General features: G+C 57.2%; 21 protein-coding genes. 9 read left to right on the top strand and 12 right to left on the bottom strand.

Translation table 11 applies throughout. The annotated features are described in order from the left end of the window. Nucleotides 1-8: 8 nt before the first annotated feature. Nucleotides 9-1,445: an NAD-dependent succinate-semialdehyde dehydrogenase gene (locus ACODTZ_RS22550; RefSeq protein WP_489028198.1), complete on the bottom strand. Its 1,437-nt coding sequence runs from the start codon at nucleotides 1,443-1,445 to the stop codon at nucleotides 9-11. Nucleotides 1,446-1,741: 296 nt separating this feature from the next. On the opposite strand from ACODTZ_RS22550, the gene pyc reads away from it, so the two are divergent. Further along, nucleotides 1,742-5,206 (top strand): pyruvate carboxylase, encoded by a 3,465-nt coding sequence (pyc, locus tag ACODTZ_RS22545; RefSeq protein WP_489028196.1) that lies wholly within the window; start codon nucleotides 1,742-1,744, stop codon nucleotides 5,204-5,206. Between the two features lie 12 nt (nucleotides 5,207-5,218). Then, nucleotides 5,219-5,608 carry a tautomerase family protein gene (locus ACODTZ_RS22540; protein WP_489028195.1) on the top strand — a complete coding sequence of 130 codons (390 nt, stop codon included), beginning with the start codon at nucleotides 5,219-5,221 and terminating at the stop codon, nucleotides 5,606-5,608. 235 nt (nucleotides 5,609-5,843) lie between these two features. Here the strand turns inward: ACODTZ_RS22540 and ACODTZ_RS22535 are convergent, their stop codons facing one another. Genes ACODTZ_RS22535 through ACODTZ_RS22520 form a run of 4 tightly spaced genes read right to left on the bottom strand, consistent with a single transcriptional unit; the run spans nucleotide 5,844 to nucleotide 9,635 of the window. Beyond that, nucleotides 5,844-6,332 carry a hypothetical protein gene (locus ACODTZ_RS22535; RefSeq protein WP_489028193.1) on the bottom strand — a complete coding sequence of 163 codons (489 nt, stop codon included), beginning with the start codon at nucleotides 6,330-6,332 and terminating at the stop codon, nucleotides 5,844-5,846. A 7-nt stretch (nucleotides 6,333-6,339) separates the two neighbouring features. Beyond that, nucleotides 6,340-7,305, bottom strand: coding sequence for a Gfo/Idh/MocA family protein (locus ACODTZ_RS22530; RefSeq protein ID WP_489028191.1), 966 nt, complete (start codon nucleotides 7,303-7,305; stop codon nucleotides 6,340-6,342). Next, on the bottom strand, nucleotides 7,302-8,516 hold the full coding sequence (locus ACODTZ_RS22525) for a Gfo/Idh/MocA family protein (RefSeq protein WP_489028189.1): 1,215 nt from the start codon (nucleotides 8,514-8,516) through the stop codon (nucleotides 7,302-7,304). Before ACODTZ_RS22525 ends, ACODTZ_RS22530 begins: the two co-directional genes overlap by 4 nt. Before the next feature lie 3 nt (nucleotides 8,517-8,519). Beyond that, nucleotides 8,520-9,635 carry a Gfo/Idh/MocA family protein gene (locus ACODTZ_RS22520; RefSeq protein WP_489028453.1) on the bottom strand — a complete coding sequence of 372 codons (1,116 nt, stop codon included), beginning with the start codon at nucleotides 9,633-9,635 and terminating at the stop codon, nucleotides 8,520-8,522. A gap of 324 nt (nucleotides 9,636-9,959) precedes the next feature. Between ACODTZ_RS22520 and iolE the strand changes: the two genes are divergently transcribed. The 3 genes from iolE (at nucleotide 9,960) to ACODTZ_RS22505 (ending at nucleotide 12,567) form a co-directional block, all read left to right on the top strand. Continuing rightward, nucleotides 9,960-10,859 carry a myo-inosose-2 dehydratase gene (gene iolE, locus ACODTZ_RS22515; protein ID WP_489028187.1) on the top strand — a complete coding sequence of 300 codons (900 nt, stop codon included), beginning with the start codon at nucleotides 9,960-9,962 and terminating at the stop codon, nucleotides 10,857-10,859. 274 nt (nucleotides 10,860-11,133) lie between these two features. Continuing rightward, nucleotides 11,134-11,370, top strand: a complete 237-nt coding sequence (locus tag ACODTZ_RS22510; protein ID WP_489028185.1) for a hypothetical protein — start codon at nucleotides 11,134-11,136, stop codon at nucleotides 11,368-11,370. A 36-nt stretch (nucleotides 11,371-11,406) separates the two neighbouring features. After that, the gene (locus ACODTZ_RS22505) at nucleotides 11,407-12,567 is read left to right on the top strand and encodes a hypothetical protein (RefSeq protein ID WP_489028183.1); all 1,161 of its coding nucleotides are present in this window, start codon (nucleotides 11,407-11,409) and stop codon (nucleotides 12,565-12,567) included. Nucleotides 12,568-12,655: 88 nt separating this feature from the next. Here ACODTZ_RS22505 and ACODTZ_RS22500 read toward each other — a convergent pair whose 3' ends face one another. From ACODTZ_RS22500 to ACODTZ_RS22480, 5 genes are all read right to left on the bottom strand, one after another. After that, nucleotides 12,656-13,378, bottom strand: coding sequence for an Abi-alpha family protein (locus ACODTZ_RS22500; protein ID WP_489028181.1), 723 nt, complete (start codon nucleotides 13,376-13,378; stop codon nucleotides 12,656-12,658). Nucleotides 13,379-13,624: 246 nt separating this feature from the next. Beyond that, nucleotides 13,625-17,686 (bottom strand): KAP family P-loop NTPase fold protein, encoded by a 4,062-nt coding sequence (locus tag ACODTZ_RS22495; protein ID WP_489028179.1) that lies wholly within the window; start codon nucleotides 17,684-17,686, stop codon nucleotides 13,625-13,627. A gap of 511 nt (nucleotides 17,687-18,197) precedes the next feature. Continuing rightward, nucleotides 18,198-18,707 carry a thermonuclease family protein gene (locus ACODTZ_RS22490; protein ID WP_489028177.1) on the bottom strand — a complete coding sequence of 170 codons (510 nt, stop codon included), beginning with the start codon at nucleotides 18,705-18,707 and terminating at the stop codon, nucleotides 18,198-18,200. Nucleotides 18,708-18,803: 96 nt separating this feature from the next. Beyond that, nucleotides 18,804-19,154, bottom strand: a complete 351-nt coding sequence (locus ACODTZ_RS22485; RefSeq protein ID WP_489028175.1) for a hypothetical protein — start codon at nucleotides 19,152-19,154, stop codon at nucleotides 18,804-18,806. A gap of 75 nt (nucleotides 19,155-19,229) precedes the next feature. Beyond that, a complete protein-coding gene (locus tag ACODTZ_RS22480) occupies nucleotides 19,230-19,937 on the bottom strand; it encodes a hypothetical protein (protein ID WP_489028173.1) in 708 nt (235 codons plus the stop codon). 234 nt (nucleotides 19,938-20,171) lie between these two features. Between ACODTZ_RS22480 and ACODTZ_RS22475 the strand changes: the two genes are divergently transcribed. The 3 genes from ACODTZ_RS22475 to ACODTZ_RS22465 all read left to right on the top strand — a co-directional run bounded on the left by ACODTZ_RS22475 (nucleotide 20,172) and on the right by ACODTZ_RS22465 (nucleotide 21,819). Next, the gene (locus ACODTZ_RS22475; protein ID WP_489028171.1) at nucleotides 20,172-20,471 is read left to right on the top strand and encodes a hypothetical protein; all 300 of its coding nucleotides are present in this window, start codon (nucleotides 20,172-20,174) and stop codon (nucleotides 20,469-20,471) included. Further along, nucleotides 20,468-20,713 (top strand): hypothetical protein, encoded by a 246-nt coding sequence (locus tag ACODTZ_RS22470; protein ID WP_489028169.1) that lies wholly within the window; start codon nucleotides 20,468-20,470, stop codon nucleotides 20,711-20,713. The genes ACODTZ_RS22475 and ACODTZ_RS22470 overlap by 4 nt, the downstream gene beginning before the upstream one ends. Nucleotides 20,714-21,240: 527 nt before the next feature. After that, a complete protein-coding gene (locus ACODTZ_RS22465; RefSeq protein WP_489028167.1) occupies nucleotides 21,241-21,819 on the top strand; it encodes a hypothetical protein in 579 nt (192 codons plus the stop codon). 221 nt (nucleotides 21,820-22,040) lie between these two features. Here the strand turns inward: ACODTZ_RS22465 and dcm are convergent, their stop codons facing one another. Both dcm and ACODTZ_RS22455 read right to left on the bottom strand, forming a co-directional pair. Beyond that, nucleotides 22,041-23,426, bottom strand: coding sequence for a DNA (cytosine-5-)-methyltransferase (gene dcm / locus ACODTZ_RS22460; RefSeq protein ID WP_489028165.1), 1,386 nt, complete (start codon nucleotides 23,424-23,426; stop codon nucleotides 22,041-22,043). A 245-nt stretch (nucleotides 23,427-23,671) separates the two neighbouring features. Then, nucleotides 23,672-23,950 (bottom strand): hypothetical protein, encoded by a 279-nt coding sequence (locus ACODTZ_RS22455; protein ID WP_489028163.1) that lies wholly within the window; start codon nucleotides 23,948-23,950, stop codon nucleotides 23,672-23,674. A 139-nt stretch (nucleotides 23,951-24,089) separates the two neighbouring features. Between ACODTZ_RS22455 and ACODTZ_RS22450 the strand changes: the two genes are divergently transcribed. Beyond that, complete coding sequence (locus tag ACODTZ_RS22450; protein ID WP_489028161.1) at nucleotides 24,090-24,659, top strand: hypothetical protein; 570 nt, start codon at nucleotides 24,090-24,092, stop codon at nucleotides 24,657-24,659. Nucleotides 24,660-24,734: the final 75 nt, after the last annotated feature.

Below are 24,734 nucleotides of genomic sequence, written 5' to 3'. Positions count from 1 at the left end.
TGGCTACCTCAGATCACGACTTGCGCGAGTTTGACGTTCGAGTAGTCGAGTATGCCCTCGACCCCGCCCTCACGCCCCATGCCACTGGCCTTGATGCCGCCGAACGGCGCTTCCGCCGCCGCCAGAGCGAAACTGTTAACGCCGACCATACCTGCAGCCAGGGTCTCCACAGCTTCGCGTGCCCGGCCTTGGTTTCGCGTAAACACGTATGCGGACAAGCCCATTTCCGATGCGTTCGCGCGAGCGAACACTTCGTCTGGCGTGGAGAATGGCGTGATTGCAGCGATCGGGCCGAAGTTCTCTTCGGCCAACGCCATCCCATCATCCGCAAGATTGGAAATGACCGTCGGCTCGAAGAAGAAGCCTGTGTTCATCTCGGCCGGCCGCTTGCCACCTGTGACGATCCGCGCGCCACGCGAACGGGCGTCTTCTACAACAGCCTCGATCGCGCTGAGACGGCGCTGGTTGATCAGCGGTCCCATTTGAGTTTCGTCTTTGAGACCGTGGCCCAGTTTCAGAGCACTGGCGCGACGGGCGAAGCCGTCAACGAAGCGGTCGTGAAGCGACTCGTGCACGTAGAACCTGTCGGGCGTGACGCAAACCTGGCCGGCGTTGGCGTATTTCGTGGGAACGGCGAGATCGAGTGTTTTCTCCAAGTCTGCATCGTCGAAGACGATCATCGGCGCATTGCCGCCTAGCTCCATACTGACCCGCTTCACGGTGTCGGCGCTATCTCGGATCATCTGCTGTCCCACTTGGGTCGATCCGGTAAGGGAGACTTTGCGGACGAGCGATGACGCCATGATTGGCTTATACGTGTTGGCGGTGGGGCCGACGAGAAGGTTCGCGACGCCAGCAGGAATGCCAGCTTCGCGTATGCAGTCGAACATCACCATGGCGACGCCAGGAACTTCCACTGACGGGCGGACGATCACGGAGCAACCAGCAGCTAGTGCCGGGGCCACCTTGCGAGCGATCAAAGCGGCGGGGAAATTCCAAGCAGTGAACGCCGCCACAACGCCAACAGGCTCGTGTGAGACTTCGAAGCGTCCACCAGGCACCCGGCTTTCGACAACACGGCCGTAGATGCGGCGCGCTTCTTCGGCATACCAACGAAACTGATCAACGGCCAAACCCCATTCTCGCCCGGCCTGCACGACTGGCTTGCCCGTTTCTAACGTGATCTGGCGGGCCGCCTCGCCTGCTCTCGCCGCCATAACGTCGGCTACCTTGTGAAGAAGATCGGCGCGCGTCCACGCGGGGGTTTTTTTCCACGTCTGAAAGGCGCGGTCAGCCGAAGCGATGGCGGAGGCCGTGTCGTCGACCGATGCTGCGGGTACCACCCCCAAGATTTCGTTGGTAGCGGGATCGGAAATCTCGGTCGACGCGCCAGTGGGCGCTCCAGACCATGCGCCATCGATGAATAGGCCATACGAACCGTACATGTTTCCTCCTCCTCACGTCGTTTAATTTTGACGACGCAATAAAATTTACCGGGAGAAGGAATACGCAATAAACATTGCATGTCAAGCGGCTTGGCAATTTTTGTACGATGGACTGCGACAGCCGGAAATTTTGTTGCCACTTTTATCATCGCGCAAATTCCTGTGCGCGTCAAACAAACAGGAAGCATTGCAATATTTATTGCCTCTTTTGACATCATGCATATTTCGTTGTATTCGCCTCGGAGATCGGACGTCAACATTGCCGCTCGATGAGTTTCAGCACTGAGGAGACTGCTGTGCCCATATCAAAGATACTAGTTGCCAACCGTTCCGAAATTGCGATCCGAGTGTTTCGCGCTGCGAACGAGCTCGGCATCAAAACAGTCGCGATATGGGCCGAGGAAGACAAACTCGCCCTCCACCGTTTCAAAGCAGACGAAAGCTACCAGATTGGCCGCGGGCCGCATCTTGCCCGTGATCTAGGGCCGATCGAGAGCTATCTATCCATCGACGAGGTGATCCGTGTCGCCAAGATGTCTGGCGCGGATGCAATTCATCCCGGCTACGGGCTGTTGTCGGAGAGCCCCGAGTTTGTCGACGCTTGCGAAAAAGCAGGGATCACCTTCATCGGCCCTCGCAGCGATACAATGCGTCAACTCGGCAATAAGGTAGCGGCACGCAATCTCGCCATCTCCGTCGGCGTTCCTGTCGTTCCGGCTACCGATCCGCTGCCTGACGACATGGCCGAAGTCGCCCGCATGGCCGACGAGATCGGGTATCCCGTGATGTTGAAGGCCTCCTGGGGTGGTGGCGGTCGCGGCATGCGTGCCATCCGCTCCGAGGGTGATCTTGCTCGCGAGGTGACGGAAGCCAAACGAGAGGCTATGGCTGCCTTCGGCAAGGACGAGGTCTATCTGGAGAAGCTTGTCGAGCGCGCGCGCCATGTCGAAAGTCAGGTTCTCGGCGATACGCACGGCAATGTCGTACATCTCTTCGAGCGCGACTGCTCGATCCAGCGCCGTAACCAGAAGGTCGTGGAGCGCGCGCCCGCCCCTTATCTCAGTGAAGCGCAGCGCCAGGAACTGGCCGCCTATTCGCTGAAGATCGCCAAAGCGACAAACTATCTCGGTGCAGGTACTGTCGAGTACTTGATGGATGCCGATACCGGCAAGTTCTACTTCATCGAGGTCAATCCGCGCATCCAGGTTGAACACACGGTGACCGAAGTCGTCACTGGCATCGATATCGTGAAGGCACAAATCCATGTCCTCGACGGTTTCGCGATCGGTACGCCGGAATCGGGCGTGCCAATGCAGCAAGAGATTAGGCTCAATGGCCACGCGCTGCAGTGCCGTATCACCACAGAAGACCCCGAACATAACTTCATCCCGGATTACGGCCGCATCACCGCTTATCGCTCTGCTTCGGGCTTCGGTATCCGCTTGGATGGCGGCACCTCGTATACCGGGGCCGTCATCACCCGGTACTACGACCCACTTTTGGTGAAAGTCACTGCTTGGGCACCGTCGGCACCCGAGGTTATTATGCGCATGGACCGCGCACTGCGCGAATTCCGTATCCGCGGGGTCGCCACCAACCTGACCTTCCTGGAAGCGATCATCACGCATCCGAAGTTCAAGGATAACAGCTACACCACCCGCTTCATCGACACGACGCCGGAGCTGTTCCAGCAGGTCAAGCGCCAGGACCGCGCGACGAAGCTGCTCACCTATCTGGCCGATGTCACCGTCAACGGCCACCCGGAAGCCAAGGACCGTCCACGCCCGACAGCGGATGCCGCCAAGCCCGTCGTGCCCTACACCAACGGCACGACGATCAAGGACGGCACCAAGCAGTTGCTCGACACGCTGGGTCCGAAGAAGTTCGGCGAATGGATGCGCAACGAAAAGCGCGTGCTAATGACCGATACGACGATGCGCGATGGCCACCAGTCGCTTCTTGCTACCCGCATGCGCACCTACGATATCGCCCGCATCGCCGGCACCTATGCGCATGCGCTGCCGAACCTGCTGTCGCTGGAATGCTGGGGTGGCGCGACCTTCGACGTATCCATGCGCTTCCTGACAGAGGACCCGTGGGAGCGCCTGTCGCAAGTACGTGAGGCGGCTCCTAACCTTCTTCTCCAGATGCTGCTGCGCGGCGCTAACGGCGTCGGTTACAAGAACTACCCTGATAACGTCGTCAAATACTTCGTCCGCCAGGCTGCTGCCGGCGGTATCGATCTCTTCCGCGTCTTCGACTGCCTGAACTGGGTCGAGAACATGCGCGTGTCGATGGATGCGGTGGCGGAAGAGAACAAGCTTTGCGAAGCGGCGATCTGCTATACCGGCGATATCCTGAATTCGGCGCGCCCGAAGTACGATCTGAAGTACTACACCGATCTCGCCGTCCAGCTGGAAAAGGCCGGCGCGCATATCATCGCGCTGAAGGATATGGCGGGCCTCTTGAAACCGGCCGCCGCCAAGGTTCTGTTCAAGGCGCTGCGCGAGGCGACCAGCCTGCCGATCCACTTCCACACGCACGACACCTCAGGCATTGCGGCCGCGACCGTTCTCGCGGCCGTCGATGCCGGCGTCGATGCCGTCGATGCCGCCATGGACGCGCTGTCGGGCAATACCTCGCAGCCGTGCCTCGGCTCGATCGTCGAAGCGCTGCGCGGCTCCGCGCGTGACCCTGGCCTCGACACCGAGTGGGTACGTCGCATCTCCTTCTACTGGGAAGCGGTGCGCCACCAGTACGCGGCCTTCGAAAGCGACCTCAAGGGACCGGCGTCGGAAGTCTACCTGCACGAAATGCCGGGCGGCCAGTTCACCAATCTCAAGGAGCAGGCCCGTTCGCTTGGTCTCGAGACCCGCTGGCACCAAGTGGCGCAGGCCTATGCCGACGCCAACCAGATGTTCGGCGATATCGTCAAGGTGACGCCGTCCTCCAAGGTGGTCGGCGACATGGCGCTGATGATGGTGAGCCAGGACCTGAGCGTCGCCGACGTCGTCAGCGCCGACAAGGAAGTGTCCTTCCCGGAATCGGTCGTCTCGATGCTGAAGGGTGATCTTGGTCAGCCGCCGTCGGGCTGGCCGGCAGCGCTGCAGAAGAAGGCTTTGAAGGGTGATGCGCCCTATACGGTGCGTCCAGGCTCTCTGCTCGAAGACGCCGATCTCGATGCGGAGCGCAAGACGATCGAAACCAAGCTGGAGCGCGAGGTCAACGACTTCGAGTTCGCCTCCTACCTGATGTATCCGAAGGTCTTCACCGACTTCGCGCTGGCGTCCGACACTTACGGTCCGGTCTCCGTTCTGCCGACGCCCGCCTATTTCTACGGTCTCGGCGATGGCGAGGAGCTTTTTGCCGATATCGAGAAGGGCAAGACGCTCGTCATCGTCAACCAGGCGATGAGCGGTCCCGACAGCCAGGGCATGGTCACGGTGTTCTTCGAGCTCAATGGCCAGCCGCGCCGCATCAAGGTTCCGGACCGCGCCCATGGTGCATTAGGTGCAGCGGCCCGCCGCAAAGCGGAGCCGGGCAATGCCACCCATGTCGGCGCGCCGATGCCTGGCGTCATCTCCCGCGCCTTCGTCTCCTCAGGCCAGACGGTCCGCGCCGGCGACGTGCTGGTGTCGATCGAAGCGATGAAGATGGAAACGGCGATCCACGCCGAGAAGGACGGCACGATCGCCGAAGTGCTCGTCAAGGCGGGCGACCAGATCGACGCCAAGGACCTGCTAGTAACCTACAACACCTGAAAGTGACGCCCTATGCCTCTCCTGAAGTTTCATATCTACGAAGGCCGGTCCGACGAAGAAATCACCAAGCTACTGGATACATCGCACGCAGCGATGGTTCGGTCGTTTGGAGTACCCGATCGCGACAGATATCAGCTCGTCACCAAACACACCTCTCGCACCATGATCGCGCAGGATACCGGGCTGGGCCTCGAACGCTCTCCCCGTTTTGTCCTGCTCGAGGTCGTCTCACGGCCACGATCGCGCGACGAAAAACTCAGGTTCTACAAAACTCTCTGCGTCGATCTCAATGAGCGCTGTGGCATCTCGGCCGAAGACGTCATGATTTCGTTCGTACCAAACTCCGACGACGATTGGTCGTTTGGAATGGGGCGCGCGCAATTTGTGACCGGAGAGTTGTGAAGCCTATTCGGTGGTATTGAGGGAGGTGCGAATGACACGGCTTAGCTGGATACGACATCTGATAAAGACAATGGCGAGTGCGTTGGCTCAGCACTTTAACTCACGTACCGATGGGCAAACGTCCGCTGGTGATGACGCCGTCGATATACCTCGGTGGTGGTGAAATTGTCACGGGTGACCTCGGGCGTTAGATCAAAGTGAGCGCTTCATTCCGGACATCTGTCTGACAAGCTTGTTAGGGCCGCCGTACAATTGAGTACTGGACGTCGGTCATCTCAAGAAAGCTCTCGATCGTGAGCATAAAGGAAATGCCCTGGGCAGAGCCCCGAAGGGGAATCAGCATACCAGAGGGCACGACCTCGTCTCCTGTCACGGCCAAAAGCCCGTGTTCGAGACCAATGATCGCCTGCAGGACTTTCTGAATAGTGACCCTGGCCGAGGAAAGTAGAGTAAGCTCCAGGCCGTGTACCGGCAACGAAGCTCCACTGACCTTGAAAACGTTAACGGTTATCGTTCGTTTCGAAAATCGGTCCTCCAGGACCTTTTCACGAAGAAGTCTTTCCAGCGCCACGCACGACAACACGATAGATCGCTCGAGCTGATCCACTGGCCGATCGCTGCCGACGTAGTTTTTGTCACTTACCTGCTGGAAAAACCCCCATGCCCGTTCACGTTGAAGCTCTAGCTCGCTATGCCAGGACCTTGGATTGGAAGCGAAGATCATCTTGCTTTCACGCGAGAGGAAAGTTGATTTCCACCCGCTGCCGCGTCTCCAACGCAATGAGCACCTGCTCAGCGATGAAGGTTGCTGCGAAACCATCCCACGACGTTGCTGCTCCTTCCGCGATGTTGCCGTTGGCGATCGCGGTGACCCATTTCTGGTTCTGGATACGATAGGCGTCAGCGAATCTGGGAATCCAGTTCTGCGGATACGAAGTCTGTTCGCCGCCATTGACACGCAGCCGCTTTGCCGTTGGCTCGGCGAGCGAGACGGTACCATTCGAGCATACCGCCTCGGCCTGCACATGATAGCCGTAGGTGGCGTTCATGAAGACTTCGACCGAAATCACCGTGCCGCCTGCGGTTTCGAAAACAAACAGCGCGGGGTCCTTATCTTTGGTCGGGATTGCGTTAACAGCAATGAGCTCGTCGTCGAGCAGCCAGCGGCATATGTCGATCTCGTGAACCAAGGTGTTGGTGACGGGCATCGCTCCCACAAACCACGGTGGAGCCGACGCATTGCGGTGGCTGCAATGAAGCATCCGGACCGTGCCCAGTTCTCCAGCCCTCAACTTGCCTTTCATGGCGCGATAGGAGGGATCAAACCTTCGCATGTACCCCGTTTGGACCAACGATCGACCCAATCTTCGTTCCAGTCGAACGATTTCAAGCGCCTCTTTGGACGTTGTGGAGAGAGGTTTTTCGCAAAGTACAGGTTTCCCCGCTGCAAGCGCTGCCTTGAGCAGACCGAAATGCGTGCTATCAGGAGAAGCAATCAGTACCGCGTCAACCGAGTGATCATATACGAGTGCCGACGGATCGTTCGTCGTGCGGGCACCTTTTGCCGCCAATTCGGCGCGCCCAACGTCCTGATCGGCGACCATCGCTAGGTGCGCGCCAGATATCTCTTCGCGAATGATGCGTGCATGATCTGCGCCCATCACCCCTGCCCCAATGACACCAATTCCAATACTCATCGGAAATCCCCTTTGATATAGCGACCGGGATCAACCCATACGTTGCCGCCGGCTTGCGAGGCTAATGCGGCTTCCACAAAAGCCACACCGGCCAGTCCCTCAACGGCTGTCGCGAAGAACAGCGGAACATCGACCAATCGTTTCTCCCGCTTTGCTTCTATCGCAACGGCGACTTCGGAATAGACGTTCGCGAATCCTTCCAGATAACCTTCAGGATGCCCTTTCGGGACCCGGGTCATCAGATAGGATTCGGGCAGAAGACCGGTGTTTCCCTTCGACAGGAGTCGCGGGGCTTCATCCGTCGGGGTGTGCCGCAAGACGTTCACGTCGTCCTGTCGCCATTCGATCCCACCGTCGGTCCCATAGACTCGAATTCGCAGACCGCAGTCATTGCCCGGGGCAACCTGGGTAATGATCATGGTGCCCCGCGCGCCGTTTTCGAAGCGGAGCAAGACGTGAGCGTTGTCGTCAAGTCTACGTCCGGGAACGAGGGAGTCGATATCGGCCAGTAACTCGGTGACCCGCTGGCCAGATACGAACTGCGCCAAATGCCATGCGTGCGTACCGATGTCGGCAATCGCGCCACCAGGGCCCGACCTTTTGGGGTCAGTACGCCAAGCTGCCTGCCCATCTCCGGTCTGGTCGATCGGGCGGGTGAGCCAGTCCATGACAAACTCGACATGCACCAACCGGATTTCTCCGAGCTCACCATTCGCGATCATCGCTTGGGCTTGTCGCACCATGGGATAGGCAGCGAAAGCGTGGGGAACAGCAAACAGGAGATCGGAATCCGCAGCCCGCTGAACCAGGTCCCTCGCGTCTTCCAACGCCGTCGTTATAGGTTTGTCGCACACGACGTGAATACCGGCCTCGAGGAACGTCCTCGCGATGTCATGGTGGGTGAAATTCGGGGTGGTTATCGCCACGACCTCAATACCGTCCGGCCGATCGGCTTCCTTTCGGGCCATATCTTGATAGCTCGCGTAGCACCGTTCAGGCGATATAAACCACTCCGCCCCTGCTCGCTGCGCCGTTTCCGGATTGGAAGACAATGCGCCCGCAACCAGCTGATAGCGATTATCCATCCGAGCCGCGATTGCATGGACGGGACCGATGAAGCCGCCGCTTCCTCCGACAATGCCCATGCGTATGGGACGGCTCGGCTTGGGAAGTTGAATATTCGAAGTGCGTCCGCGCTTCTCCTCCTGCATGATCTACTCCACCGTCAACCAGGACTGTTCGCGCGACGAACGCTGGATCGCCTCGATTACCGTCTGAATTCTCAGGCCCGCCCGGAAGTTGAAAGGTTCGGGTCGCGCACCCGCGATTGCCTCGATGTAACCAGCCACTTCGATGGCTTTTAGGTCATTGAAACCGAGTTGATGCCCTGGAGCGACGCAAAAGCGGCCGTAGGGTGCATGGTCAGGCCCTGCTTCGATCTTGCGAAAGCCCTGGCGTCCCTTGGCGTCCGCCGTCGAGTAGAAATGCAGCTCGTTGAACCTTTCTTGTGTGAACGAAATCGCTCCCTTTGTCCCGTAGACCTCGAAATCGTGCTGCATCTTGCGGCCGGTAGCGATCCAGTTGCCCTCGATCGATCCGCTAGCGCCGTTCTCAAATCGAACGAATGCCCGTGTCACGTCGTCCGTCGTAACAGTCTTGCGGCCGCCTCGCCCGTCCGGTCGATCGTGGATCATCGTAACACAATCGCCCATAACCTTGCTGATTGGCCCGAGCAGGAACTCTGCTGTCGCCAGCGCGTGGCTGCCGATATCTGCCAGCGCTCCGCCACCTGCGGGATCGTGTCGGAAAGTGAACGGGCTGCTTTCGTCGACCATGTAGTCTTCGGCATGAAGACCACGATAGCCACGAATATCGCCAAGTTCGCCAGCGGCAATCATCTGCTTTGCAAGGACGATCATCGGATTGCAGAGGTAGTTAAAGCCGACCTGTGTCTTGATCCCGGCGCGTTCTGCGGCCTCGGTCATCTCCCGGGCGTCAGCGGCTAAGGGAGCCAGCGGCTTCTCGCAGTAGACATGCTTCCCCGCCGCAATGGCCGCGAGCGCCATTTCCTTGTGAAGCGCGTTGGGAGCTGTGATATCTATGATGTCAATCGAGGGATCGTTGACCATCGTACGCCAGTCGTCCGTCGATTGGGCAAAGCCAAGAGCAGACCGGGCAGCTTCGGCCTGCGCAATACTTACGTCGGCGATACAGGCAAATTCGACGTCATAGTGAAGCTCGAAGACCCTTTCGGCTGCGGCAAAGCCGAATACGTGGGTTTTCCCCATGAAGCCCGATCCAATGAGCCCGAGCCGAAGTTTGTTTTTCATCTGGTCAATCCTTTGATTGTGGAGCGTATCGGCCTCGTGCACGCGTATAGGCGCGGCTTAGCACCCTGCTTATAAGCTCGGAGGTGTGATCGGATAGTGTAAGGGGTTGCCGCTAATGGCGACGGAATGTCAGCAAGATTAGGTCAAGCAAGGTCTCCTCCACCCTCCTCGGAAATTCGATAGCTGCTGTCTCGCCTGATGCCGACGGTAGCTCGCAACAAGTTTGCAACATTTTTTGCAAATTTCTTGATCTGTCAATATATATTCTGTAGGAGCGGATCACGACGAGTTTGATCATATTGACCGCTAATGGAGGAGGGTCGCATGAAGGCTAAACTGGGAATCGCGCCAATTGCTTGGTGGAATGACGATCTCGCGGAGATCAGCAGCGATATCTCGCTTGAGGGTTGCCTAGCGGAAGCCAGCGAAGCCGGTTTTACCGGAATGGAAACTGGTCGCCGCTTTCCGATGGACCCAACGATCCTGACGCCTATTCTCAATCAATACGGTATCAGTGTGTGCGGCGGCTGGTTTTCAGGCCTTCTTCTCGACGGCAACATTGAAGCAGAGAAAGACCGAATTGCGCAGCAGATGGAGCTGTTCAAAGCAGTGAACGCACCCTGCATCGTCTATGGCGAAACGGCCGGCACTATCCAGGGTGACCGTACCGCGCCGCTGGCCACCAAGCGAAAGCTCACGGAAGATGAAGTGAAGGTCTACGGTCGCAAGATGACCGAGTTCGCGGAATGGTGCGCCGAGCAAGGGATGCCGATCTCCTACCACCACCATATGGCGGCCCCGATTGAAACCGAGCATGAGCTTGATCTTTTGATGAAGCATTCGGGCGACGCTCTTCCGCTGCTGTTTGACACCGGTCACATGGCGTTCGCTGGCGGCGATGTTCTCCGCGTCATCGACAAACATCATGGCCGCATTACCCACGTTCACACGAAGGACGTCCGCCTCGACGTGATCAACGGGCTGGATCGGACCAAAGAGAGTTTCTTGGACGCGGTGATCAAGGGAGCGTTCACGGTGCCCGGAGATGGTAGCCTGGATTTCGAGGTCATCGTGAGGCGTCTGGCGTCCTACGGCTATGAGGGATGGTTCGTCGTGGAAGCCGAGCAAGACCCGGTCAAGAACCCGCCTCTGGAAATGGCGAAGAAGGGCCACAAGGAGCTTCTGCGAGTGATGGCCGCAGCTGGCTACCAAGTCCAAGCTTAGGGCACCGGTCACGCATTGCGACGAGATTTCTGCGTCGCAATGCGTATTACCGAGCACTCCATGAGCCTCGTGGCTAGTGCATTAGTTCGGCTCTACACCGTATAAAGGTTCGCCGCGCAGAATAGATGCAGTTCGGGTCTGCGGACGTTCGAGAATGCAGATTTCTCAATACCGAGCCTTGCGAAAGAGCGTTTGTCGACAAGAAACCGGCTTTTTGGCTTCCCCTCGATGCGTTGGACTTGCTAGAACCTCCGTCGACAAAGAGGAGTCTATCGTGAAGCCGCCAAAGAAAACTGCGAAGGTCTCGCGGCTATCTGAGATCGAAAGCGCCATCTATATGAGGATGTCGCCGGAGCTTCTCGTCCACTTCACGAAACACGCCGTAAAATACAAGGAAAGTACCAAGCTGGCCTGTGTCGAGGACTGTGGCGGTCGCTGGTATCAAAAGAAAGACCTGGACGCCTTCAACAGCTATTTGCGCCAGCATTGGCCAAAACCTCCGAACGCATAGCGTCCGAAGCTGCCAGGCAAAATCAGAAACGAGATTATGCTGGAAGCGGCAGCGGTCTGCGCGATCTGCGGATTCGAGTCCGCCGGCGAGGCCGCACACCTCGAGGCTGTCTCAACCAGCCACAGCCATCATCCCGAAAATCTGCTGTGGCTCTGCCCCAACCACCACACCGTCGTCGATGACGTCGCGCAAGTAAGCAACGTCAAAATGCACGTCGCAAAGGCCATGAAGGAGGTCTTGGTCGACAGAAAGCTTCGCATGTTGAGGCACGAGTATGCCCTCGACAAGGGCATACTCGATCTGATCCGCCTCATCGAAGGCGCGACGGAGATGCTGGCGAACGCCAGCCTCAAGGAAGCGCAGGGCGGCATTGAGGCCCTCGCTTCAATAGACCTGAAAGAGCTCGCTAGCGTGGCCAAAACGGCAATTACAGCCAAGTCGCATGGAAGCGACGAGACCTCGGCTCCTCTGAAGACACTCGCGGAAAAAGTCTCCACGTCGGCGGCCAAGGCTTCGGTTAAGAACCCATCTTCTCTTGTGAGCTTGAAAGAAGAAGCCGATGAAGCACGTGCTGAGTACCTAGCAGCGACCGGGCAAGTAGACTGCCCACTCTGTCGTGGCAGCGGTCGTCATAATCATATGGATTGCCCAGTTTGTCAGAGCGATGGAGTGATCGACAGAGAGGACGAAGACAAGATTGACCTTGCCCAGTTCGACCTCGTTGAATGCCCTGTCTGTGACGGCTCAGGCCGACTTCGCGGCGATACCTGCCCTGAATGTGACGGGGATGCCCGAATGGAGAGAAGGTACGCTGATAGCATCGATCCGCGGCGATATGATTTGGTCGATTGCCCTCTTTGCGAAGGCACTGGGCATTATGACAGGGAGCTATGCCAGGCATGTGGCGGTGAGAAGCAGATGGAAGCACGCCGCGCCGAACAAATAGACTTGTCGGATTACAGCCACGTCGAATGTAGGTTGTGCGAGGGCACAGGTCGATTTGACGGATTTGACTGCCCGCCATGTGGCGGCGGGGGAAAACTGCTCAAGCAAGACTCAGACCGAACCGACTGGAGCGAATTTGACCTGGTCCGCTGTCCTACCTGCAAAGGGACAGGCGAATCGGAGTGGGGAGGTGATTGCACCTCCTGCGGAGGAAACCGCAAGATATTCCGACGCGGAGCCGATAGGATTTAAACTGTCTGCCTCATGGTGGCCGGCTGAGCCGAAGCCATGATCGTTTTACGAACCTGACGATTGCGTCGTTCGTTCCTGCCGGCAGGCATCAAAGCCTCGGCAGGGAGGCTTTCGCGAGAAGATCGCCGAGGTCCGTCAGCCGATACTCATAAGACTGCCGACTTCCAGTTTGCTGATCCGTTTTAGGGATTGCCTCGTGGTCAGTGTTGAAAATTCCTGCGAGTCCAAGAGACCAGAGATGGTCTATATAGAAATTGAGCCGCCGCGGATAAATGAGCTCAGCTACCGGAAAGTCGTCGCGCTCAACGCTCTCCAGATAGGATTTACTCCCTTCAAAACGGAAAACGTTGATGCGTTGAAATGGAATTTGGTCCAGGCGGCTTTGCACGATCGCCTTGATAATGCGCGCTTCGTCAATAGAAAGCTGGCGGATTAGAAGTGGAAAGGCTGGGTGCGCGTCCCCCAGATTTTCGAAATCCATACTTCTGCTGAGCAGTTCCGCAAACATTGCCTCGATTTCCGTGCCAGCAGGCTCGTAACGCACGGCCTCGATGACGGGCCCGAGTATCTGAGGAGCGGGAAGCACCCGCTTCTCCTCAGGTACCCGTTCGACGGCCGAACGAAGGAAGTTCTCTAGCTGGGCCTGCGAGGCGGAACCGACTTGAATCGGAAACGTCGCAAGGCGAAGGCATTTAACGACATCTTCGAGCGTGTAACCCAGTTGCTTCATCGCCGGGGACAGAAGGTCCCCGTAAATCTGGCTCACAGGAAGGATTTTCGCGAGTTGTTCGACTAGATCAGAAGCGCCCACTACAACCTCGATACTGACTAAAATGACGGTCTCTCTCGTCTACCTATATGCGTTGCGAGGCGACCAAAACCAGTCAGGACATGAGATTTTTTCGACCTCCAAGTCTCTCCAAGCCCTCGGCGTCTATACGTGCCGGGGGCTTTCCTGCTGACCAAGCGGCGAACGCTCTTCGAGAGTGCAACATCCCCCTCCGATTGCAGAACGTAAGGTCGTCATGCGGTGATGGTCGATGACCCGCCGATCCCATCATTCCTCCTTCGCGCGCTGATCCAGTACTTTCTGCAGTGGCCTCGATTCAGGAAACTCTTCAGCAACAGCCGCGAGCTGTTCATCATCCAGCTCCGCCAGCACCGAGGAGTTCTTCTCCAGGCTCGCGGTTCCGCCTAAGTCTCGCACCAGGGGAGCCACCATTCTGATCTGAGCAACCGAACAGGATGGAAGGATAGAGATAAACGCGTTCGCCGTGGAACTCCGCTGACTTTGATTGCGCGCGAGCGCCGCGATCTCGTCGATCTGGGAGAACGCAAGCGTATTTGCCTTTACGCGCCCAGCGAACGTCAGGAGTAGCGCCAGATTGGTGACGAAAAACTGTTGGCCAAGCGAGTGCTTCCTTTCGAGGACCTGGGCGATAAGACGCTGGGCTTGATCATCAGTGATGAGCGGATCGGTCAGAACGTCGCGGAATGTGGCCGCAAACTCATTGCCCAACGCCTCAGCCCAAATCCACAGTGAACCATCCGGCTGCCCCTCAAAGGCAGTGGGTTGGGACGCGAGGATAGCTTTGGTGATCGCAACGCGACGACCGCTGTCGGCATCAACCGCGATCGCTTGAGCGATCTGCTTTGCCTCATTGGGTTCCGGTTTACTGCCGGCGAAGGCAGACGCGACTTGAGTTGGGGCAATTGACCCGACGATAGAACTAAGACTAGCGACTACGGAATCCGGTGCCCACGACCAGATTAGAGGCACTAAGCCAGCGATTGCAGGTCGCGATGTCTCGGACGCGATCCTCTTATCGACCATCTCGACCAACGACTCAAAGACGTGTCCAATTCCTTCGACGGAAGGCTGAGCCTGAATGAATTGGATGGCCCTTGCCGACAAATAATCGCCGTCGAACATCCCAACCTCGCTTCCTGGTGTTGGCCACTTCCCTTTGATCTCCCGATGAAGAGTGATGTAGCTCTCCGGAATCCCGAAGGCCTGCTCGAGCATCGTGTAGAGACTGTTTCCCGACGAACTCTTTGGAAGAGCAGGCATCAAGTGCAGAGCCGACGGAAAGAACGCGCCGACCACCTTGGGCTGCCCGGCCGAATTACTCACGCGGTCAGCCAACGATTGGGCATGGGCTTGCAATGGCGTGGTGGACCATTCAGCCACATCAGATGCCTCGATGATCTTGCGGTAGCGATCAACCTCATCATCATCCGACGGAGATTTGTTAAGTGCGGCGGAAAGCTGGGTGACCCATGTTGCCTTCTGGTCGTCCGAAAATTTCGCAAGGCTGCGGGCGATATACTGAAGGGCCTCTTCGCTAAGCCCCTTAATTGGCAGGGCTACAAGCTGGTTGATCAACGACTGCCATGCTTCGAGGTGCTCGGTTCTCATGATTTCTGCCGCACGCTCAAATTGGGCAGCGAGGTCATCATTTTCCGCCCACTCCATCAGCAATGGAAGAAGCGCTTCGGCGGTGCCCTTGTTAAGCGCGCTAGCCCATCCCCCAAAAAGGTCGAGGAAGTAGCTCGAACCGGCTCTCCAATCCAGTGGCCATGCTTTGTCGTCTTTTAGTTCTTTGACGAGCCGATCTGAGAACGAATGAAGGTACGCGTTTGCTTGGTCGGCCGACGCGCTACTCGCATATGTCGAAGCCGTTTCCCAAGCAGCGGCGACTGCGTCCTTGGGACGGAGAGCCACCATCGATGTTAGCTGCTTCCAAACGATTTCGCGGCTTTCCTGCCCCCCCCGCTCCTGAACCAGATGGATACTTCGAATGGTCGTCAGCGTTCGAGGTAAATTGGCGATTTGCGGTTTCGGAACTTTGAGTTCCACTATGCATCGGTCGACGTAGTCTGCTCCGAGAAGCGTAATGAGCCCCCTAGCCTGCTCCTCGACCCACGCCTCCAACGTGCGGAACGGCAGCGTTGTCGTTCCTTCCTTTGCCGTAACGCCTCGAACCAAGAGCCATTCCCTAAGGACCCTGTCTGTGGTTGGATTGAGGCCATCAGATTCTCGGACATCCAGCGCCAGCGAGACGGCGTCCTCCACGACCTCGACCAGCTCCCCAAGATTCGGCGTTTCGCCGTTGGGCAGTGTCCACTCCCCCTGCTGTGGCGTCACGAGGTCTGTAAGGAAACAACCCGCGACGTCGCGACGGTCTTCGGGACCAAGGGTCTCAATCACCGTTCGCGCCTGCTTCGGTCCAACGTTCACTCGGACTTGAGGAAGTTGGATCAAGCTACGGGCCAACGGGACCATAATTCCGTTACGGAACTCCGACGGGATTCGAGGTGCAATCGCAGCAAGTACCCTAGCTCCATTTATGCGCCTGGCTTCCGTCTCATCTGCCAAGTCCTCGGTCAATTCACGCAAGAGCAGCACGTCGTCGCGATCAAGCGGGCGGTTGTCCAGATGGCGGCCGAACACCTCGAGAACGCCTGTCACATCACCTGACACGAAGGCGTCGTTCAAAGCAGAAGCTCCATCACCAAACTTCCGACTCGTGGAGTCCTCGGCCAGAAGCAACAGCGGTTGCAACGATTTTGGCCAGCGCACGCTTGACAGGCTCGCTAGAAACTGACGAAGCTGCCGGTGCTCCGGCCGCACCTCACTTTGAATCTTCTCTTCTCGCACCACAAGGAATTCCCTCAAGGCGAATTCCGCCGCGGGTGCCAACCCGATGCTTTCTTCCCCGCGAAGCACGAAACGGTTGAATTCCTGAATTAGCTCGGGACGTTTTTGAAGCGCGTTGTAGAAATCGGGAAAGTCTACGCGGAGCACACATAGGGCAGCAAGCGCGATAGGATGTTTGGTGACGGCCCCGGCATACAGCCCACCAGGCAATCTGGAGCTATCCCCATCGCGTTCGCGCCTTACGGCCAGCCACCACGTCTGGGAGTAAGCGTTTATGAGCTGGATTGCGTTTCTGGGACTTTGGACACCCACGTGGATGAGCCGCTCGATGACATCCTGCAGGGACGCGCCACTGGCAACCCTGATCTCTTCTGCGATGGAGCCCGCCGAACCCAATTTATCGCTCGCAAATTGCCGCATATCCAACTTAGGGAACGGTGGAATTTCCAGGCGGAATTGAAACAGGCGATCAAGATACCTTCTAGCGTCTGCACGGGTGAAAACCGAACCCGGCAGCTCCGCCAAACGGCCTCGGTTCTTCGACAGGGCATCAGCAACACGGTCTTCGTCACAAGAAATGACGAAAATGACACCGAAATCATCGCTATCGGCCTTGGACGACAGTTCAAGAAAGGTCCGAATTGCGTCCAAACCGGAAACCATTTCGGTGGCAGACAGGCGGTCCAAGTCGTCCACGAAGACGACCAAACGCTCGCATCTTTTATTTCTTTTCCGGAACTCGCCAATTTGGCTCACCAAAAGCCTTTCATATTCCTCTGCGCTGGTGGTTGGGAATTTGATTGTCGTCTGTGGGTTGAAGAGTGCAGGCGAACGGAGCCTTAGGTCGACGACGTACTTCCCTAAGATTGCTGCTACGGTAGCGGCGATAGCCACTACCGCACTCGCGGTGAGCGCTCCAGCGCCACCAAGATAGAGAGCTGCAACGGTCAGGATTGCGACGCAGGCAAGTAGCAGGCCGCCGAATAGGACAAGCGAAGCGGTGACTTGGACCAGCGCCTCCTTAGACCATTCCCACCAACCTCGCTTAACCTGCGCAACAGCCGAGACCTGATTGTAGAGTTCGCGCCGGAGCGCGTCGTCATCACCGCCAAGTTCAGCGAATGCGTGTCGTAGGAGCGCGCGCTTTAGGTCTTGCTCGCCGCCGTAGCGCCAAGCATTGAATGTGATGGCACGAACTTTGTCCGTCCGGCGCTCGCCACGCGGTCCGGTTTTGTCGTCGGCCAGCGACTTGAGATACAGTTCCTTTATTGTGCTTTTGCCGGTACCCCAGGAACCGAGCAGCCCAATGCTGAAGGGCGGAGCATGTTCTCCTTCGATCAGGTTCTTGAGAACCTCAGCAAAGTGGTTGTGCCCGAAGGCGTCTCCAGAAAGTTCGGCAAGCTCCTTATCCAGGATGCTTGCCATCTTGTTCGTTGGAAATGATGTGATTTTATTCATGACGCCCCTAGCCTTGGTTAGGAGCGTACAACACGTTTCGGTAGCGTCAACATGGGCCGTAACCGATATCCACGGTCGTATGTCGCGCCTTGCTTACAAAGTGCTGCAAATCCCGTTGTCGTCACACTGGCAGAATGAAGGTGTTGAGGGTGCCCGCCTTTGGAAGCTAACGCCCCTCTGGTTCCAATCACTCATATGGCCATTTTAGGTGTCTGAGTTCCGATAACATTCATTATCGGAATTCAACAAAACCGCTCGAAAGCGGCATTCTGGAAAAGACTAGTTCGACTCCGCTTGGAGCGAGCAATCACTAGAACGCACGCTCGACAAATCGCCGACGCCCGTCGCGTGCATCAGCGCGTCGTGGACGAATTTGGCTGGGATACCTACGATGACATCGACTGATCCCGGCCCGGAGGATTGGGGCGAATGGTGGCCTGAGGCTTGGGCGCAGCGCGACCTCGACAATGCCTCGTCCGAGGCTCCGTCGGGCCTCCCTAGCGAGTGGTGGTCAGCACCACGGCTGCCGACGTCCCGTCCACGTCCTAGCAAGCCCTTCGGCTACGAGGATATCACCGAGGCTTCGACCGTCGCGGACGAGAACGCGTAACTTCCGCCCATACTTGTCCTCATCACGCCCGGGCCAAGCTCGCATTTCGAACGGCCCCTCGTTTACGAGTTCGACGAGGCGAGCCGTAGCTCTGTTGCCAAGCGCCAATTCCGATGCGCAGCGCGGTTCACTGACCTCGGGCGTGTCGATGTCGGCAACACGAATTTTCTGCCCACCGATCCAGATTGTGTCTCCATCGACTACACAATGATATCGCACGCTGCCGGAACAGACACCGTAAGCCGTTAGAGGCTTTGCGATGGTCGCGGCCGCCTTGGCGAGCGGGATATCGCCGAGGAGGTAATAACCGGCCGCGCCTCCGCCAAACGCGATGACGACCGCCGCGATGAGTGTCTTGGAGAAGCCGTCGGAGGACTTAGTATGCTGCGCCACTGGCTTACTGAATTTCACGACGTCGCACATCCCTATCCCCCAATACTAGACTGCCATTGTACGCGGTATGGTTGAAGCGAGGATGTAGTCGAAGTGTCAAATTTTATCGAGCGGTCAGTTGGTGCCGTTCTTGAGCGCAGCGTCGTAATCGTCCATGTTCTCACCGGCGAGGAAGGCTCGCGCACGATTGGTGTAGTAGGCACGGATCGCATTCCTGCCTTCCTCAGAGACCCCATCGAAACCCTTGTCTTTGTCGGGGTTGTCGGGAAACTGCATGCGGAACATCAAAAGCGCTGTCTCTTCGACCAGTTTCTCGTCAGGCTCTTCCTTTTTGATCGGTAGCTCCGCGTCATCTTTGACTTTGTCGCCGAGTTGAACAATCCACCCGTTCACCATTCTTCTGAACGACGGCACGAACAGATAGAGCGCTCCAAGGATGACAACCCATCCAACTACATTTTCCATTACGACTCCCCAGTCAGACGATAGTCTCTTCGCCTCATCAGTTTCCGATGAGGCGACAGGCTCCTCGGCTATAAGTCAGCCCGCCTTCACAAACCTGAAAGCCCTGCGGCACAGCCAAACGGCACTAGAAATCAACAAGAAGCCGACCAGAAACATCGAGTATGTTGTCGCGCGATACAGAACGCGGTCATTTTCCCATACACTGATTTCTTGGCTCAATTCTTTGCGGAGCACCTGAAGCATTTCCAAGCTGTCACCAGATGCTGTATAAAAAACACGTCCATCCCATTTCTCGTCGAAGCATCTCGACATGAACGTCCCATCTGGGAGATACGCTACGCTGTTGCAGCGCAGAACTATTGGCTCACCCGCGACGTTCGAACGTTCTTTCGGCCGCATTCCTAGAACGATGTCAGCGTTCCTGCCGACCAGCTGACTCATGTCCGCCTGTGCATTTGGCGGGTTCAAATCGTGAGGTGTAGCGCTGGTGATTCTGCCTTGGAGCGCCCTTTGACTGGCAGATGCCAGGTAGGTCATCGACGGCTTCTTTGACGGAGCGTCTTCAACATCGAACCAAGCTACGGATTTCTTCTGCTCTCTTTCGTAAGCGCTGCCGGAAAAATCTCCGAAGTGATTGCAATACTCGGTAGTCCCTATCTTCTCGCAAAGGAACGCCCTAAATTTGTAAGGGTATTGATTAATTACCTCTCCAAATAACACACCCATTAGAATAAGCGGTATAGTTACGACCAAAAGCAGTCGCTGATATTGTCGAAAAGTCACTTGATTCCCTCAACCCACAATCAGCCCAGATCGCGGATAACATCCCATGAATTGCAAATAAAGACTTAGTGGGAGGCGGAGTGTTTCTTTTCATCGGCAAATCGCTCGGGTGTACCGATGAGCGCACGATTGGAGACGAAACGATAGGGGATAGATTAGTCTCAGAAGCGCCCCGGACACGGTCTCCTTCTCGCGGTACAACACCCCGACCCGAGATGGAGCCCCGACACGCCGATGCTCACACCCTCCGAAGCCCGCCAACGCCTGTTCCAACATCTGGCCACCATGGTCGCGTACTGGTGCGATATTCCCGAGGCGCAGCTCCGCGCTGGCAATCCCGACGGCGATCCGGTTCAAGAGCGCCTGTCAGGCTTCTTGTTTTCCACGCTGGTCGCGCTCGACGGCAGCGCCGCGCTTCCGGGTTTCGACCTTGTCCCTCGTGACGACGAAGAGTGGCCCATCGTGTCGATCAACGCCGAGGTCGAGCTGCATGCAGCTTTTCCCGAGGGGATTATTCCAGCGAGACAACCATGATCATCCCAGCCGAGTTCCCGAGCCTGAAGCTGTTGTGTTGGAACCGCGATCCGTGCGACCCCATCGACCGAGAGACTGCGTGGGCTTTATACAGGCGCAACTGGCGGCTTGTCTGGCAAGATACTCTCGATGGGACCGAAACCGCACTGATCGAGAGCCTGCAAAACGAGTTCGGCCAAGTTCTCCTCGGCACCGACGGCGATCTGCCGCCCTGGGCGCAGCGCGGCGGATCGGAAACTTAAAATTGACCGGCAGAAAAGACCCCGCCAATCTCACGGGGTCTTTCTTTTTCATTATCTGACTTCGGTGATCGAGACCTCGAAGACTGTGCGGTTGATATCATTGACGACAACGATGATGTCGTCCTCGATGCTACGGCGATGTCGAAATCGTTGGACCTGGACCGCTGACCGATCGCTTTCGAGGGGAGACTTCGACGGTGACGATTTGCAAATAATTCACCACGCCGATGAAGCCGAACTTGCCTAAAGGAACATTTTTCTGACGCCCATGCATTAGACAGCCCGGATATACGTGCGGAATCCGGGCTGTAGTGCAAGAACTGTAAAATCCGATCGACGTCTGCACCGGCCTCGTAACCAGTTATCTTTACAGGCTCTTAGGCCGCCCCCGGATAGACCCCTCCTCGTCGAAACGAACTAGAGGAGCCGACGATTGTCTGACTTCATTTCCTTCCATGAGCGAATAGGTGCGACCCTGTAGCTCATGCCCGGATCATCGCACCGATCCGGGATCGAAAGGACTTGGCATGGCCAAGCTGAACAACCTCAACCGTCACGCACGTCGTAAGCAGAAGGCCCTCAACTGCGCTAGCTCTTACGAACTTGCAAAGTCCATCCTCGCCGACTTCCCTCCTGAATTGGAGGCGGTGCGCAATACTGCGCTCGCAATGGTCAAGCCTGGCGAGGCTGTCGCTCGCAAATTCCTCGATGAGGTTTTTGCGAACGAAGTGGATGCAATCTGCCATGTTCCGCTGTTCGCAGTTAAGCCTCACCGCTTCGCGTTCGTAGACATGACGAATCCTCCATCGGACTTTGCGGAGACGTTCTTGGCGGAGGGGGTGCGTGCTCGCTACGTCTTCCCCATCACGCCCTTGCGCGGCATCACCTTCGGGGCGATCGCGGACATGTTCCGCTTCGACCAAGAAGGAATGCTGATGTCGCTCACCTGCCTCGCGGCGATCCTCATTCGCTCCATCGAATGCGACGATGAGGAGGAAATGGCGAAAATGGAGAAGTTCACGCTGTACTTCGTCCAGCAGGTCTTCAACCGCTTCAACGGGGCGCTTGAAGCCAACGGAGCTGCGGACCCGGCGCGTACGCACTAGATTTCGACAGCCAAGGCCCCGGGGGAAACCTCGGGGCCTTTTGCGTTTTCGCCGGCCGATGGGGCTGCGCTGAATCTTGCAGATCACTTTGTCAGGCTTCCTGAAGATCAATTTCTCAGGAAGCCGCATGCGGCAGATCAGAAAAAGAGGAGTCGGGATTTCGAAGCGCGCCATCTCGGTGCAGCCGGAATCCGTTGACGATTCTGCCGGCCGTTTTCCTCTCATCGCGACGACGGAACCCCCCGTCCCCACGATGGTTCCCGACCCGAACAATCCCGAGGCGATGATCGAAGTCGACGAGGTTCTCCTCGCCGAAGGTCTGGACTTCTTGAGGCTCTCAGGAAGTCCAGGTTTGGAGTTGCGAAATGAAAACCGCGAAACGTCTCGCCTGGATCGTGGTCTTCACCATCGTCGCATTCAATGTCCTGACATCCTGCACTACCACGGCCCCCAAGACCATCGTCCAGGTCGTCGAGCGGATGGTCGAAGTCCCGAATTCCCTGCTGACCTGCGACGCCGAACCTATTGCCGGAACCGTCTGGCTCAAGGAACGCGACGTCGCGCGGTTCATGATCAAGCTTACTGAGGCGGGAGAGGACTGCCGAGTTAAGCTGGCGGCCGTGAAGCGCCTCTTCGACGCCAGATAGTCGCTGCAAGCGATAGAATTCGTATACCTGGTGGGCTGTCGAGCCAATAATGGCTCGCAGAACTGAGACAACGATCGAGTTACCGAATTGCCTGATCGCTTGACGCTCGCGAGGATGAAGAATGAAGTCCTCCGGAAAGCCCGAAACCCGAGCGCATTCTCGCGCAGTGAGAGTTCTCGGCTCTCCGTTCACGAGATAGACACCCGTGTTCGCGCCACCGCCTCCGCCGCCAGAGCACAGCGTTGTTCCCAAGCCCCGGGGATCGTAGACACGATATCCTTGGCCGCCGTTGCCGAACCGTCCAACACGTGCGATCCGGTTTTTCCGACCGTCGAAATCTTTTTCCGGAATAAACTCCTGGGACATCGGCTTCACGATGTCGAGGTCAAGCATATCCTCGACGCAGTACTGAACGACTGTCTTCCAAGGCCAAGAGAACCGATGCTCGAGTTTGATGTCATCGCGCAACGCAACGATGAAGATGCGTTCACGCTTCTGTGGGGACCCGTAGTCCGATGCGTCCAGGACTTTGCTGTGCACGCAATATCCGAGGTCCAGAAGGCACTGTCGCATCATTGCAAACGTCCGACCGCCATCGTGAGCTTCAAGATTTCGGACATTCTCCAAAAACATAACGCGCGGCTTGTGGTGCTTCGCAATACGAACAATCTCGAAAAAGAGCGTGCCGCGGGTATCTTCGAAGCCCAGCTTACGGCCTCCGATTGAGAAAGCCTGACACGGGAAGCCCGCGCAAAGGATGTCGTGTGCTGGAATATCCGTCTCGGCAATCTTTGTGATGTCGCCGGCTGGACGCAGGCCGTGGTTCTGCTCGTAGACATTGGCGGCACATTCATCGATTTCCGACGCGAAGACGCAGTCCGCGCCTACAGCTTTCAGGGCCAAATGAAATGCGCCGATGCCCGCAAAAAGATCGATAAATTTCCAGCCCTTGAATGACATGCTTCACCGCAAGAATGTTTCCTTATCAAAATGGTGTGTCGAAAATCTCGGGTATGCAAGTGAAGCCGAAGACTTTTATTCTCAAACAATTTCCGCCGGCGGACTTGTGCAGGGCAATGGCCGACCGCACTATGAATACAGGCGATCAACGAGCAGATGTCTCCCGATATCAAGCCCGATCGATCGACTGAAACATCTTGGATGTTCGCGAGCCCGGGGTTTCTTTCCCCGGGCTTTTTCTTTGCCTAGTCGAGACCCAGCTCGTGACGTCGTGCAAGATGCTCTTCAGAGTCGCGCCAGTAATATCCTTCAGGGAGCTTGATCGTGCCTGCCGGCGATTTCGGATCGCGAAACATGAAGGCAGGACGCGCGGAACGCTCGTAGACGGTTCCGTCCTCGCGGCGCTTGAGGATGACGATCATCGTCGGCGGTTCGGCGGCAGGACGAGACTTGATCGGTGCGGCAGCCTTTGGGTTTTGCGCGAGGTCTGCAAATGGACGTGTACGGTTGAATGGCATGGTCATTGATGTCTCCCTGTCGACCTGGATCGGTCGATTCAATCGTGCGACGGCCGGCGGATCGAAACAAATACGGCGATCAGATTTGTCGGTTGCCGCCGATCGGAGAACTCTGTGTCTGTCAACAAAGACAGGGAGACATAAGATGTTTAGAGCACTCGCGGCCGCAATAGCGCGGCTTTTCAAGATCGGGGTCGGTGGACTGAGGTGGGCTGAGAACCTGGTTCTGTCGCCCTTCCGAGCAATTTTTGGCGGTGGTGGAGCGATGCCCAACCCGGAGTTCACGCCAACAATGACGAGCACGGAGTTGCTTGAGGAGTACGAAGCTAACCGCAAAGCTCAGGCGACGTCTCAGCGCTTCAATCGCGATAGCGTCGAATGCGTCGTCAAATACGCAGCCGCGTCTCCAGCCGCTCGAGCAACGACCGATCTATCAGCCGTTCCGGCAGACGCGAGGCTCACGCTTCTGACGATGGACGATCTCGAACTCAAAGCTCTTGCTGGCGCAGGCCCTACGAAGGTCCGCAAGTGGATGGAAGGGAAGGAACACGGAATTTTCGGTGTTCCCGCAGTGATGACGTCCGCCAACCCCCTGAAACCAGCTACGCCTGCGATGCCACCGAGGGCGGTAATGACTCCGCAGGAGCAGATGATCTGGCGTGTACAGTCCCATCTCGGCAAGCCAGATCATTCCAAGGAATTCAGGCTCGCCTAACGAAAAGCCCGCCAATCGGCGGGCTTTCTCATTTGTTTTCCTCGAGGTATCGAAGCAGGACCGGAGCCAAATCTG

Source organism: Rhizobium sp. FG113 (assembly GCF_057809895.1).
The sequence above is the reverse complement of the archived record's forward strand: the minus strand, read 5'-3'. Positions and strand labels throughout refer to the sequence as shown.